At 70.2% G+C, this 12,162-nt stretch carries 15 protein-coding genes; 4 read left to right on the top strand and 11 right to left on the bottom strand.

Translation table 11 applies throughout. From position 1 onward, the window contains the following. Positions 1 to 6: 6 nt before the first annotated feature. A complete protein-coding gene (locus ACZ6WN_RS08570; RefSeq protein WP_465864061.1) occupies positions 7 to 1,020 on the bottom strand; it encodes an AAA family ATPase in 1,014 nt (337 codons plus the stop codon). Between the two features lie 189 nt (positions 1,021 to 1,209). Between ACZ6WN_RS08570 and ACZ6WN_RS08565 the strand changes: the two genes are divergently transcribed. Then, positions 1,210 to 1,650 carry a hypothetical protein gene (locus tag ACZ6WN_RS08565; RefSeq protein WP_465864059.1) on the top strand — a complete coding sequence of 147 codons (441 nt, stop codon included), beginning with the start codon at positions 1,210 to 1,212 and terminating at the stop codon, positions 1,648 to 1,650. A 13-nt stretch (positions 1,651 to 1,663) separates the two neighbouring features. On the opposite strand, the gene ACZ6WN_RS08560 is transcribed toward ACZ6WN_RS08565, so the two are convergent. After that, complete coding sequence (locus tag ACZ6WN_RS08560) at positions 1,664 to 2,275, bottom strand: alpha-ketoglutarate-dependent dioxygenase AlkB (protein ID WP_465864058.1); 612 nt, start codon at positions 2,273 to 2,275, stop codon at positions 1,664 to 1,666. A 146-nt stretch (positions 2,276 to 2,421) separates the two neighbouring features. Between ACZ6WN_RS08560 and ACZ6WN_RS08555 the strand changes: the two genes are divergently transcribed. After that, positions 2,422 to 3,135 (top strand): GntR family transcriptional regulator, encoded by a 714-nt coding sequence (locus ACZ6WN_RS08555; protein ID WP_465864056.1) that lies wholly within the window; start codon positions 2,422 to 2,424, stop codon positions 3,133 to 3,135. Positions 3,136 to 3,151: 16 nt separating this feature from the next. On the opposite strand, the gene ACZ6WN_RS08550 is transcribed toward ACZ6WN_RS08555, so the two are convergent. Further along, positions 3,152 to 3,502 (bottom strand): hypothetical protein, encoded by a 351-nt coding sequence (locus ACZ6WN_RS08550; protein ID WP_465864054.1) that lies wholly within the window; start codon positions 3,500 to 3,502, stop codon positions 3,152 to 3,154. A gap of 74 nt (positions 3,503 to 3,576) precedes the next feature. Here ACZ6WN_RS08550 and ACZ6WN_RS08545 point away from each other — a divergent pair, with 74 nt between their 5' ends. Continuing rightward, complete coding sequence (locus ACZ6WN_RS08545; RefSeq protein ID WP_465864053.1) at positions 3,577 to 3,834, top strand: DUF4031 domain-containing protein; 258 nt, start codon at positions 3,577 to 3,579, stop codon at positions 3,832 to 3,834. 115 nt (positions 3,835 to 3,949) lie between these two features. Here the strand turns inward: ACZ6WN_RS08545 and ACZ6WN_RS08540 are convergent, their stop codons facing one another. The 3 genes from ACZ6WN_RS08540 to serA are packed head-to-tail and all read right to left on the bottom strand — an operon-like array spanning position 3,950 to position 7,081. Further along, positions 3,950 to 5,209 carry an MFS transporter gene (locus tag ACZ6WN_RS08540; protein WP_465864051.1) on the bottom strand — a complete coding sequence of 420 codons (1,260 nt, stop codon included), beginning with the start codon at positions 5,207 to 5,209 and terminating at the stop codon, positions 3,950 to 3,952. A 40-nt stretch (positions 5,210 to 5,249) separates the two neighbouring features. Then, complete coding sequence (locus ACZ6WN_RS08535; protein WP_465864049.1) at positions 5,250 to 5,867, bottom strand: HD domain-containing protein; 618 nt, start codon at positions 5,865 to 5,867, stop codon at positions 5,250 to 5,252. A gap of 17 nt (positions 5,868 to 5,884) precedes the next feature. Next, the gene (serA, locus tag ACZ6WN_RS08530; RefSeq protein ID WP_465864048.1) at positions 5,885 to 7,081 is read right to left on the bottom strand and encodes a phosphoglycerate dehydrogenase; all 1,197 of its coding nucleotides are present in this window, start codon (positions 7,079 to 7,081) and stop codon (positions 5,885 to 5,887) included. Between the two features lie 278 nt (positions 7,082 to 7,359). On the opposite strand from serA, the gene ACZ6WN_RS08525 reads away from it, so the two are divergent. Then, positions 7,360 to 8,688, top strand: coding sequence for a nucleobase:cation symporter-2 family protein (locus ACZ6WN_RS08525; protein WP_465864046.1), 1,329 nt, complete (start codon positions 7,360 to 7,362; stop codon positions 8,686 to 8,688). Here the strand turns inward: ACZ6WN_RS08525 and ACZ6WN_RS08520 are convergent. The 5 genes from ACZ6WN_RS08520 to ACZ6WN_RS08500 all read right to left on the bottom strand — a co-directional run bounded on the left by ACZ6WN_RS08520 (position 8,676) and on the right by ACZ6WN_RS08500 (position 12,141). Next, positions 8,676 to 9,524 (bottom strand): L,D-transpeptidase family protein, encoded by an 849-nt coding sequence (locus ACZ6WN_RS08520; protein WP_465864044.1) that lies wholly within the window; start codon positions 9,522 to 9,524, stop codon positions 8,676 to 8,678. The two genes, ACZ6WN_RS08525 and ACZ6WN_RS08520, sit on opposite strands and share 13 nt — an antisense overlap. 145 nt (positions 9,525 to 9,669) lie before the next feature. Further along, positions 9,670 to 10,326 carry an exonuclease domain-containing protein gene (locus tag ACZ6WN_RS08515; protein ID WP_465864043.1) on the bottom strand — a complete coding sequence of 219 codons (657 nt, stop codon included), beginning with the start codon at positions 10,324 to 10,326 and terminating at the stop codon, positions 9,670 to 9,672. A 57-nt stretch (positions 10,327 to 10,383) separates the two neighbouring features. Continuing rightward, positions 10,384 to 10,803, bottom strand: coding sequence for a hypothetical protein (locus ACZ6WN_RS08510; protein WP_465864041.1), 420 nt, complete (start codon positions 10,801 to 10,803; stop codon positions 10,384 to 10,386). Between the two features lie 37 nt (positions 10,804 to 10,840). Next, positions 10,841 to 11,137, bottom strand: coding sequence for a DUF2087 domain-containing protein (locus ACZ6WN_RS08505; RefSeq protein ID WP_465864039.1), 297 nt, complete (start codon positions 11,135 to 11,137; stop codon positions 10,841 to 10,843). After that, positions 11,134 to 12,141 (bottom strand): TIGR01777 family oxidoreductase, encoded by a 1,008-nt coding sequence (locus ACZ6WN_RS08500; protein WP_465864037.1) that lies wholly within the window; start codon positions 12,139 to 12,141, stop codon positions 11,134 to 11,136. Before ACZ6WN_RS08500 ends, ACZ6WN_RS08505 begins: the two co-directional genes overlap by 4 nt. Positions 12,142 to 12,162: the final 21 nt, after the last annotated feature.

Below are 12,162 nucleotides of genomic sequence, written 5' to 3'. Positions count from 1 at the left end.
GAGCGATCAGGGACTGGGGACGGCGCGGACCAGCGCGTCGACCAGCATCTCGGGCTGGACCTTCTCGGCCAGCGCCTCGAAGCTGAGGTGGAGCCGGTGGCGCAGGATGCTGTGGCGCAGCTCGCGCACGTCCTCGGGGGTGACGTAGGAGCGGCCGAGCAGCAGCGCCGCCGCGCGCGAGGCCTGCAGGAACGCGATCGAGGCACGCGGGGACGCGCCGATCTCGACGTAGGAACCCGTCTCCGGCCCGAGCAGCTGGCGGGCGTTGCGGGTGGCCTGGACGAGGGCGACGATGTAGCGCTTGATCGCCGGGTCGACGTAGACCCGCTTGGTCAGCTCCTGGAGCCAGATCACGTCGTCGGGGTCGGCGACCGGACGGGTCACCTCGTGGTCGGGACCGAGCGTGCCGGCCTCGATGCGCTCGAGGACGACGAGCTCTTCGCCCTCGCTGGGGTAGTTGACGATCTCCTTGAGCAGGAACCGGTCCATCTGGGCATGGGGGAGGACGTAGGTGCCCTCCTCCTCGATCGGGTTCTGGGTGGCGAGCACCATGAACGGGCGTGGCAGCGGGTGGATGTGGCCGGCGATCGACGTCTGGCGCTCCTGCATCGCCTCGAGCATCGCGCTCTGGGTCTTGGCCGAGGATCGGTTGATCTCGTCGAGCAGCACGAAGTTGGCGTGCACCGGGCCGAGCTGGGTCTCGAACTCGTGGTTGCGCTGGTCGTAGACCTGGGTGCCGATGATGTCGCTCGGCAGCAGGTCGGGGGTGCACTGGATCCTGGAGAACTGTGCCTTGACCGTCTGGCTCAGGGTGCTCGCAGCGAGGGTCTTCGCCAGCCCGGGCACGCTCTCGAGCAGCACGTGACCCTCCGAGAGGAGCGCGATCAGCAGCGCCGTCCTGAGCCGCTCCTGGCCGACCACACGGCTGCTGAAGGCGGTGCTGACCCGCCCGACGATCTCCTTCGCCCGGGCGATCTCCTCGGCGGATGGCGGGGCGAGGGGTGGTGCGGTGGTGGTCAAGGCGGCTCCAGAGGCGTCGGCTGTCGATCCCATCCTTTCCTACCAGCGTACGGAACGCATCTGGGGGCCGCCTCAGGACCGGTGATATCGGGCTCCGGCAGGTCCGGGTACGGGAGCGGTACGGGTTCGTGGAGGTCGTGGGAGGCGCCACCATGATGAGCCCAGAGTTCCTCGGAAAGGACATTTGTCGTGCCCCACCACCCCTATCGGCTGCGTACGTCGATCGTTGCACTGGCGCTGGTCGCCGGGCTGGCGCCGATCGGTGCCGTCGTCGCCTCGACCCCGGCGCCGGCAGAAGCTGCCGCTCCGATCCGGATCAGCATCGCGGCGATCGAGTCGGCGACCTCCTCGTTGAGGGCCGAGAGGGCCTATCTCTCCTCGCACCGCACGAGGAAGGCGTGGCAGGCGCGGACCCCGCGCGTGACCAGCTACTTCAACCAGATCGAGGGCCAGCTGATGGGGCGCTCGTTGCGGGCCGTACAGACGTACGAGGCAGCCTTCCTCGCCCGTGCGAGCAGGCGCCAGTACGCGAGCGGGCTCAAGGTGCTGGCCACGTTCATCGCCAGGATGAGCGCTGCGGTCGCCAACTACCGGCGCACCGGCATGCTCAGCATTCGGCCCTTCGGCTGATCCGGGACCCGCCTCAGAAGACGTTGCGGGGGCGGAACTGGACCGAGATCCGGGGGCCGGCGGAGGAGACCTTGGGGATGGCGTGCTCCCAGGTGCGCTGGCAGGAGCCGCCCATGACGACGAGGTCGCCGTGGCCCATCTCGATGCTCATCCCCTTGCCGCCGCCGTGGGGGCGCAGCGCGAGCCGGCGGGGGTCGCCGACCGAGACGATCGCGACCATCGTGTCGTGGGTGCGGCCCCGGCCGATCTTGTCGCCGTGCCAGGCCACCGAGTCGTGGCCGTCGCGGTAGTAGCAGCAGCCCGCGGTCACGAACGGCTCGCCCAGCTCGGGCAGGTAGTGGGCGGTCAGCCGGCCGCGGGCCTCGGCGAGCCGCGGGTGGGGGAGCGGGTCGCCCTGGCCGTAGGTGTGCAGGAGCCGGGGTACGTCGACCATGCGGTCGTACATCTGCCGGCGCTCCTCGCGCCACGGGACGTCGCTGACCAGCGCCGCGAAGACGTCGTCGGGATCAGGCAGCCAGGCTCGGGAGATGTCCACCCAGGCGCCACGGTCCAGATGGATCCGCTCGTAGGTCGTCTCGGTGGTCTCGTCGTCGGTGGGGGCGAAGAGGGTTCCCTGGAAGTCCACCCCTTCATCGTACCTCGCGATCGAACATGTGTTCTACTGAGATCGGACATCGTCATTTCGTTGCAGCCGAGCTGCCTCATCTCGCTGCAATGTCACAACTTGACCAAACTCGGGACGTACGCGAGGTGTAGACCTACGCTCAGCTCATGGTCCGGTCGGTCGAGGGAGAGCGGTCGCTCAAGCACGTCCAGATCCGGGAGTACGTCCGGGAGCTGGTCATCGGCGAGAGCCCCGGTGCCTCCGCGCCCTCAGAGCGCGAGCTGGTCCAGAAGTTCAGCGTCGCCCGAGCCACCGTGCGGCAGGCGCTCGACGCGCTCGTCGCCGACGGTCTGCTGGTCCGGATCCCGGGCCGGGGCACCTTCGTGGCGCGACCGCCGCGGGCGGCGAGCCCGGTGCTCGGTTTCAGCGAGGAGATGGCCCGCCGGGGGATGCAGGCGTCCTCGGAGACGCTGCTGCTCGGCCGGGAGAAGGCCGGGCCCACGATCGCCCGCGCGCTGGGCATCCAGGAGGGTGCGGCCGTCGTCCACTGGCGCCGTCTGCGCCGCGGTGACGGGGTGCCGATCTGCATCGAGGACGTCTACCTCGACGAGACGATCGTGCCCGGGATGCTCGAGCGGGCCGCGCCGGCCAGCCTCTACGCCGAGCTGGGCAGCCGCCAGATGCGGCCGTCGTGGGTCGACGACACCTTCCGTGCCGACGTGGCCAACATCGAGGAGGCCACCCTGCTCGGCCTCTCGGTCGGCGTCCCCGTGCTCCGCAGGCAGCGCAAGTCGGTCGCGGGGGACCGCTACGTCGAGGTGTGCCGCTCGGTCTACCGTGCCGACCGCTACGCGCTGCACCTTCAGCTCGGCCCTTCCTGAGGGGCCGGCCGCCGACTCAGAGGTCGCCGAGCGGTGCGACCACGTCGCCGCTCTCCTCGCAGACCCAGATCGGGTCCGGGCCTCCCAGGTCGGGGGTGATGTGGAGCGAGTGCACCGGTGACTCGGGCGGACAGGTGGTGCACACCGGCCAGCGCGCGGCGGCCTCGCCGTCGAAGAGCAGGTCCTGCACGTCCTGGGCGACCAGGCCGGCGACGTACGCCTTGCCCTCCGGCCACTGGTCCACCCACCAGCCGCGCTCGGTCATCGCGTCCTCGAGGGCCGAGACGGCTGCCGCACCGGCGAGTCCGCGGGCGTCGAGGTCATGGAGCACCCTCGCCCGAGCCTCGAACAGCACTGTCGTGTTCATCACGGACCATTCTTGCCGACCGGTCAAGGCGGTGGGTTCAGGCTGCTCCAGGGTGGACCCGGTAAGAATGCCCCGTGATCCTCATCGACCCGCCGAACGTACCCAGCCGCGGCCGGATGTGGTCCCACCTCGCCAGCGACACCTCCTACGAGGAGCTGCACGCCTTCGCGAGCCGGATGGGCATCCCGCCCCGAGGCTTCGACCGCGATCACTACGACGTACCGGCCGAGGCCTACGACGACATGGTCGCCGCGGGTGCCGTCGAGGTCACCTCCCGAGCCCTGGTCTCCGCTCTTCTCGCCGCGGGTCTGCGCCGCCGCAAACCCCGCTAGCCGCCCCGCCGGCCGAAGCGTCACGTACGTCGGCCGAGGCGTCACCGCGGTGGCTACTCGGCCGACGCGGCTGACTTCTCGCCCGGCGGGAGTGACGCCTCCACGCTTCGCGCGGTTACTCCCTCGCTCGGCGCGAGCGGACGAGCAAGCTCGCCGCTCGACCTCGCTCAGTCGTCTCGGCTGGGGTGGACATCCGTCGGGTGGTGAGCCAGATGGCTGCCGCGATCAGCAGGCCGAGGCCGCCGCCGAGGACGAAGCCGCCCTGCCAGCCGATCAGGTCGATGGCGAATCCGGCGGTGGGGGCGCCGACGGCGCTGCCGAGGGTGATGGCCGAGCCGTGCCAGCCCATCACCTCGCCGCGTACGGTCGAGGGGACGCTGCTGGTGATCGCCTCGAGCGCCGCGGTCAGGGTCGGTGCGCAGAAGAAGCCGCTGAGCAGGAGCAGGACGGCGAAGGAGATCGGTCCCCACGCGAAGGCGGTCAGCACCGTCGTCGCGCCCAGCAGGACGAGCATCACCGCGGTCGAGGGGTGGCGGTTCAGGGCGCCGTAGATGAGCGCGCCGAGCAGCGAGCCGAGCGCCCAGATCGCCATCACGAGCCCGAGCAGGGCCGTCCGGTCGAAGTCGCGCATCGCGGCGACGGTGCCGAGGTCCTCGGCGATGAGGATGAGCGAGGCGGTGAAGGTTCCGGCGAGCAGCAGGATCACGCCCGGGTTCACCCACGAGGGGAGCCCGAAGCGGCGCCTCGGGACGCCGGCGTCGCTGGGGACGGCGTCGCCCGGAACGGTCGGCTCGCCCTCGGTGATCATCGGGTTGAGCAGCCACAGCACGACCGCCGCCGCGATCCCGAGCCACTGGATCAGCAGCAACGCCCAGGACGTGCCGAAGTAGCTGGCGCCGAGCACGCCGATGACCGGGCCGACCATGAAGCCGAGCTCGGTCATGATCGCGTCGGCGCTCAGCGCGGCGGTGCGCTGCCCGGGGCCGACGGAGCGGAGCATCACCTGGCGCACGATCGAGAAGGACGGGACGGTGAGGAGCCCCGCGATCGCGACCAGCACGAGCAGCGGAAGATAGCCGACCCAGGGCGCGATCGACCAGGCGATCGGCAGGACGGCCAGCGGCAGCAGGAGCGTACGCCGCAGGCCGAGGCGGTCCAGGAGCCGGCCGAGCCAGGGCGCGGAGACCGCCATCGCGATCGCGAGCACCGTCGAGACCAGGCCGGCCTCGGCGTAGGAGCGGTCCAGGGGGCCGACGACGTGCAGGGTCACGATGACAGAGGACGCCGGCATCGGGATCCGCAGGAACAGACCCAGCACGAGGATGCGGCGAACGTCAGGAATCCGCCACAGGTCGGCGTACGTCTGGAAGCTCACCGAGAGATTCTGTCACCGGTGAGGGGTTCCGAACGAATCGTTATTGATCGGTTGACAGGTATGTGCTGAGGGTCTCCAGCTCGGCCGAGATGTTGGCCCGCGCGGCGGCCTCCCAGCTGATCCTCGCGAAGGGTGTCGAGAAGAGCGACTCCTTCTCCAGCAGCCGCTCCAGGACCTGGGCGCGGCCGACGCGGAACTCCTCGTCGGACAGGTGCTGGTACTCCTCGCGGACGGTCGCGGCGTACTCCGCATAGCGCTCCGCCGGTGCGGCCAGGATCGCCAGGTCGGCATCGGAGAGCACCCGGCCGCTGTGGTCGTCGGGCGCGGGGTCGTGGGTCTCGGTCAGCCGCACCAGGCGGGCGACCTCGGCGACCGCGTCGGCATCCAGGTGGGCGCCCAACGCGTTCTCGGCCCAGGTGGCCGAACGTTCCTCGGCGTCCCGCTCCCCGTCGTAGACGGAGTCGTGGAAGAAGGCCGCCAGGGTGACGGTCAGCGGGTCGAAGTGCTCTCCCTCCGCCCGCAGCTCCTCGATCCGGTCCAGCACCTCGGTGAGGTGCCGGCGGTCGTGATAGCGGCGGGTCGGCTCGTCGTACGCTGCCAGAACGTCACCGAGAAGCTCGGTGGCGTCGGGCAGCGGCCAATGTCGGGGCAGCTCCATGGGCCAGAACGCTAGCGTCACACGTGGTAGGCGCGCACCCACCTGGTGTGCGGGTTGCCCGCGATCTTCTCCAGGGTCGTGGGCGGCACGCTGGTCACGTCGGTGACCACGAAGCCGGTCTCGCCGCTGGTGGCCAGGTATTGACCGGTCACGTTGACGCCCTCGGCGGCGAGCAGGTTGTTGAGCTCGGCGAGCACGCCGGGGACGCTGTCGTGCAGCAGCGCGAGCCGCGAGCCCTCGGCCAGCGGCGGCGGCTGGACGGCCGGCAGGTTGACGCTCAGCGCGGTCGAGCCGGCGCGGATGAAGTCGCGCAGCTTGCCGGAGACGAACCAGCCGATCTCCTCCTGGGCCTCCTGCGTCGAACCGCCGACGTGCGGGGTCAGGATGACGTTGTCGAGACCCTGCAGCGGGCTCTCGAAGGCGTCGCCCTGGGCCTTGGGCTCGATCGGGAAGACGTCGAGCGCGGCACCGGCGATGTGGCCGGACTCGATGTGCTTGCGCAGCGCGTCGTTGTCGACCAGGAAGCCCCGCGCGGCGTTGATGAACAGCGAGCGCGGCTTCATCTTCGCGAACTGCTCCTCGCCGAACATGCCCAGGTTGCCCGGGCGGCCGTCGATGTGGATGGAGACCACGTCGGCCTCGGCCAGGAGCGCGTCGAGGGACTTCATCCGGCGCGCGTTGCCGTGGGCCAGCCGGTCGGCGATGTCGTAGAAGATGACGTAGAAGCCCAGCGCCTCGGCGACGTTGGACAGCTGGGTGCCGATGTTGCCGTAGCCGATGATCCCGAGCGTGCGGCCGCGGACCTCGTGGGAGCCCTTCGCGGACTTGTCCCAGACGCCGGCGTGCATCTTCTCGGTCTTCTCCGGCAGCCGTCGCGCCAGGGAGATGATGTAGCCGATGACCAGCTCGACGACCGAGCGGGTGTTGGAGTAGGGGGCGTTGAAGACGGCCACCCCGCGCTCGGCGGCGCCGGCCAGGTCGACCTGGTTGGTGCCGATGCAGAAGCAGCCGATCGCCTTGAGGTCCGTCGCGGCGTCCAGGGCGCGCGGCGTGATGTGGGTGTTGGACCGGATCCCGAGCAGCGTCACGCCCGGCAGGGCCTCGACCAGCTCGTCCTCGGAGAGGGACTTGCTGCGCAGCTCGACCTCGAATCCGGCCTTCTCGAGGTTCTCGACAGCGACGGGATGGATGTTCTCCAGGAGCAGCGCCTTCATGGCTCAAGGGTAGGCCGTCGGCGGATCTGCCCGGAATCGCCGCCGCAGTCCGGACAGCCCGGGCCGGCCGGGTCTGAAACATCCGTTGCAGCCTTGAAACAGACGTGCAATCCACGCGACGGAGCCCCGAAACCGATGACAGCCATCCTGATGGTTCCCCCACGAGCCGGTGCCGGCGCCGGCAGCCCCAAGGAGGCGGCATGTCCCTCATCGACACGTTCCGGACCGGCAGGAAGGGAACGCATCCGGTCGATGACGTACCGCCGCTGGCGTAGCTGGTGCCGCTCGGCCTCCAGCACGTGCTGGCGATGTACGCCGGTGCGGTGGCCGTGCCGCTGATCGTCGGTGGTGCGATGGTCGGTGCCGGCCAGCTCGAGCGGGGCGACATCGTCCACCTGATCATGGCCGACCTCCTCGTCGCCGGCATCGCGACGATCCTGCAGGCCGTCGGGGTGGGCCCCTTCGGCGTACGCCTGCCGTTGATGCAGGGCGTGACCTTCGCCGCGGTGGGGCCGATGATCTCGATCGGGACCGCGCACGGGATCACCGCGATCTACGGCTCGGTGATCGCCTCCGGCGTCTTCATGATCCTGGCCGCACCGTTCTTCGGGCGCCTGATCCGGTTCTTCCCGCCGCTGGTCACCGGCACGATCATCCTCATCATCGGGGTCTCGCTGATGCGGGTCGCGGCCGGCTGGTTCGGCGGTGGCACCGCGCTCGGGCCCGACTTCGGCGCGCCCAGGGCGGTCGCGATGGCGTTCGGGACGCTGCTGATCGTGGTGCTGCTGGAGCGGTTCGCGCCGCCGGCGATCCGACGGATCTCGGTGCTGTGCGCGCTGTTCCTCGGCACCCTGGTCGCCATCCCGCTCGGGATGACCGACTGGTCCGGCGTCGCCTCGGCCGACTGGGTCGGGGTGGTCACGCCGTTCCAGTTCGGGATGCCCACCTTCGAGATCTCCGCGGTGATCGCGATGATCATCGTCGCCATCGTGGTGATGACCGAGACCACCGGGGACATGATCGCGGTCGGCGAGATCGTGGACCGGCCGGTGACCCCGCGTGGCCTCGCCGACGGGCTCCGGGCCGACGGCGCCGGCACGCTCCTGGGCGGCATCATGAACACCTTCCCCTACACCGCCTTCGCGCAGAACGTCGGCCTCGTCGCGATGACCGGCGTGCGCTCTCGTCACGTCGCCACCTGTGCCGGAGTGATCCTCGTCGGCCTGGGCCTGGTGCCGAAGCTCGCCGCGGTCGTCGAGGGCGTACCTCAGCCGGTGCTCGGCGGCGCCGGGATCGCGCTGTTCGGCATGGTCGCGGCCACCGGCATCCGCACCCTGTCGAAGGCGCGGCTCGACAACGCGAACATCCTCGTGGTCGCGATCTCCCTCGGGGTCGCGATGCTCACCGAGGCGAAGATCTCCTACACGGCCGACGGCACCAACGTCGTCCTCGACCTCTACGCCCGCTTCCCCGACTGGTTCCAGACGATCTTCCACTCGGGCATCTCCGCCGGTGCGATCACCGCGATCGCGCTGAACCTGCTCCTCAACGGGCGGCGGGCGCCGCGGTCGACGGAGCAGGCTGCGGAGGAGCCTCAGGACCAGTAGACGACGACCCTGTCGCCGATGCCGACCTGGTCGTAGAGCGAGGTGATGGCGCCGTAGTCGCGCACGTTCACACAGCCGTGGGAGGCGCCGTTGTAGCCGTTGGCGGCGAAGTCGGGGGAGTAGTGCACCGCCTGGCCGCCGGAGAAGAACATCGCGAACGGCATCGGGGTCTTGTAGATCGAGGAGACGTGGTCGCGGCTCTTGGCGAAGACCGAGAACTGGCCCTCGCGGGTGGGCAGCTCCTGCGAGCCGAACCGCACCTCGACGCTCATCTGCACGGCGCCGCCGATGACCCAGCGCAGCACCGAGGTGGACTTGTCGATGCACAGCACCCGGCCGCTCAGGCAGCGCGGGTCGAGCTTGCCCGCCGCGACCGGGGGCGGGGCGTCGGTCAGCTCGGCCTCGGTCGGCTCGCGGGTCATCGCACGGAGCCGGTCGAGCGTGGTCTGGTCCACGAAGCCGGTGACCGCGATGCCGCGCTTGGCCTGGAAACCGGAGACGGCCTCGGTGGTGACGTTGCCGTAGAACCCGGTCACACCCGCGTCGAACCAGCCGATCTGCTTCAGGCGCGCCTGCAGGTCGCGTACGTCGTCACCGCTGTCACCCTTGCCGAAGAGCCGCGGGCCCGAGGTCGGGGACGGCTTCGGCTCGGGCTTCGGCTTCGCGCTGGGTGTCGGCGTCGGCGTGGCGCTCGGCGATGCCGAGGGGCTGGTGGAGGAGCCCGCGGCCGGTGACGCGGTCGCTTCGGGCGCAGGCGCGGCGGCCGGCTCCACGGCGCAGGCCGCGAACGTCGTTGCCAGGAGGGCGGCGAGCGCCCCGGCGATCAATCCCCGCATGACCATCTTCATCGCCTCGCTTCGGACCAGGTGCCCTCAAGGTGCTGTTACTTCACGTAACGCGGGCTTGACGACATAGTGATGTCCGAACCGGGCCCTCCGGTTGCAATTCTGCGGGAAGTGTCCCGGATGGTGGGACGATCTCTCAACGAAGGGGGCGCCGGACGCCGCTGAACCAGCGGCGCACGGTCCGCTTCAGCCGGTGACGCGAGGTGTTGCACTCCACCAGCGGCAAGGTGAGACCGACCCGGTCGGCGTCGGCCAGCTCGCGCAGCAGGATCTCCGCGGCCACCCGGGTGTCGTCGCCCGCGTCGTGGGCCTTCAGCTGCTCGACCGCGTAGTAGGCCGCGATGGTGGCCAGCGACTTGTCCGGCACCTCCAGCGCGAGCGCCTTCGCGAACCGCATCGTGCACAGCCACTCCAGCACATCGAGGCGTACGCCGGCACGGTCGGACTCCACGGCCACGAACGTCCAGTCGAACGGGGCGTTGTGGGCCACGAAGACCCGGCCGGCGAGCCGCTGGGCGATCGTGGCGGCGACCTCTCGGAAGGGCGGCGCGCCGGCGAGGTCGGCGCTGGTCAGGCCGTGGACCTCGACCGGCCCCGGGTCGACGCCGGCACCGGGATTGACCAGCGTCTCCCACTCCGACTCGGGGGTGCCGTCGACGGCGATCTGGCGGATCGCTACCTGGATCACGCGGTCGCGGTAGGGGTCGAGCCCGGTCGTCTCGACGTCGAGGACCGCGTAGCCCTCTCGGTGGCGCCGGGCTTCGCTTCGGCCGCGTGATTCGGTGGTGGTCACAAGGCTGACGGTATCGGTGAGCACCGACAGTCCGGGCCCGCGTCCCTGCGGGCGGAGCTAGCCCGACGCCACGCCCAGGGCCACGATGCCGACGATGACGAGCACCACGACGGCCATCAAGAGGACGAAGCCGAGGACTCCCGGCTTGCGCTGCTTCTCGTGCCCGATCGCGCCCTTGCTGAATCCGGTCAGCGGCGAGGCGTAGAAGACCGGGACGGTATGGCCCTCGGCGACGTCGAAGCTCAGCGAGGCCTTGCCGAACCGCCAGGTCCACTGGGTGTACATGTCGACGTTCCAGCGCCCCGGTGGCACCGGGAAGACGGTCCGGCCGTACTGCGTCGGCATCTGGTGGCCGTTGAGCAGCACCGTCGGCACGATCAGGTTCGAGGTCATGTGGCTGCCCTGGATGGTCAGGTCGATCCACCCCACGGGCGGCTGTCCGGGCACTGGCTGGCCCGACTGCTCCGGCATCGTCATGGGCGAATCATGCCCGACCGGTCAGCGCCGCCGTCGCTCAGACGTCGACGCTCCCGCCGTCGCGCCAGTAGTAGCCGCCCTCGCGCATCATGAACCCCTCCTCGAAGAGGTAGCGGCGCAGCGCGGCGACGTCCTCGTGGAACCGCCCCAGGATCTCGTTGACCTCACGTTCGGGGTAGACCTTCCCGAGCTCGAAGGACTGCGCGAGCTGGTTGAGCACGACCAGCTTCTTGACGTGCTTCGAGGGGATCGTCAGCAGTCGCCCGTCCTTGCCGAAGAACCGTCTCAGGGTCTCGGCGTCGTCGGGTCGGGGCTGCCAGGTCGCGCGGGTCACCTCTTCATCGTGGCCGATCCGGTGGGCTGATGCGACCGGTTTGCGGGCCCTCCCCGGCGCCGCGCCCGGGTGACGAGATCGCGAGCGGCGGAGGACCACCCGGCGTACTCGAACTCGAAGCCGGACTCCAGCAGCCGTCCCGGGACGACGCGACGGCTCTTGAGGAGCAGCTCGGTGTCCGTACGCAGCACCCAGGCCCCGATCTCCGCCATCCAGCGGGTGGCGGGCAGCCCGACCGGCATGCCGGCCTCCGTGCGCAGCGTACGCATCAGGTCGCGCTGGGGCAGCGGCGCCGGTGCGGCCAGATTCACCGGTCCGGCGATGTCGGCGCGCTCGATGAGCAGGTCGCAGGCGCGTACGAAGTCGGCCTCGTGGATCCAGGAGACGAACTGGTCGCCGCCGGCGACGGGGCCACCGAGGCCGAGGCGCGCCATGGTCAGGAGTACGTCGAGGACACCGCCCTTGCCCGGGCTCATCACCATCGCCGAGCGGAGTGCCACCCTGCGGGTGTGCGGTGTCGCCGCTGCCGCCTGCTCGGCCTCCCAGCGCTTGGCGATCCTCGTGGAGAACTCCCAGTAGGCGGGGGTGTCCGGCTCGCTGCCGCCGATGATGCCGGTCGCCTCGTCGTTGGGAGCGTCGAAGCGGTGGGCGTAGATCGTCGCGGTGCTCATCTGCAGCCACGTGCGTGGAGGAGCCGAGGCCGTCGCGATCGCCTCGCCGACGACCCTGGTCGACTCGACGCGCGAGTCCATCATCTGCTTCAGGTTGGCCTCGGTGTAGCGGCAGCTGACCGACCGGCCCGCGAGGTTCACCACCACATCCGCGCCGTCGATCTCCTCGGCCCACGGACCGAGCGTCGTGCCGTCCCAGTGGCGATGGCGTACGCCTTCCTCCAGCTCTTCAGGGTGGCGGGAGAGCACCACGACCTCGTGTCCGCGCGTGCTCCAGGCACGCCGCAGGATGCCTCCGACCTGGCCGGTCCCGCCGGGGATGACGATCTTCATGGGTGTGACCATACGGTGTAT

The sequence above is a fragment of the Nocardioides sp. NPDC054178 genome (assembly GCF_055585005.1).
The sequence above is the reverse complement of the archived record's forward strand: the minus strand, read 5'-3'. Positions and strand labels throughout refer to the sequence as shown.

Excerpts from the sequence above, each read along its gene's own strand:
- ACZ6WN_RS08555 (WP_465864056.1), top strand. The coding sequence starts at position 2,422 with ATGGTCCGGTCGGTCGAGGGAGAGCGGTCGCTCAAGCACGTCCAGATC.
- ACZ6WN_RS08550 (WP_465864054.1), bottom strand. The coding sequence starts at position 3,502 with ATGAACACGACAGTGCTGTTCGAGGCTCGGGCGAGGGTGCTCCATGAC.
- ACZ6WN_RS08535 (WP_465864049.1), bottom strand. The coding sequence starts at position 5,867 with ATGGAGCTGCCCCGACATTGGCCGCTGCCCGACGCCACCGAGCTTCTC.
- serA (WP_465864048.1), bottom strand. The coding sequence starts at position 7,081 with ATGAAGGCGCTGCTCCTGGAGAACATCCATCCCGTCGCTGTCGAGAAC.
- ACZ6WN_RS08520 (WP_465864044.1), bottom strand. The coding sequence starts at position 9,524 with ATGCGGGGATTGATCGCCGGGGCGCTCGCCGCCCTCCTGGCAACGACG.
- ACZ6WN_RS08510 (WP_465864041.1), bottom strand. The coding sequence starts at position 10,803 with ATGACGATGCCGGAGCAGTCGGGCCAGCCAGTGCCCGGACAGCCGCCC.
- ACZ6WN_RS08500 (WP_465864037.1), bottom strand. The coding sequence starts at position 12,141 with ATGAAGATCGTCATCCCCGGCGGGACCGGCCAGGTCGGAGGCATCCTG.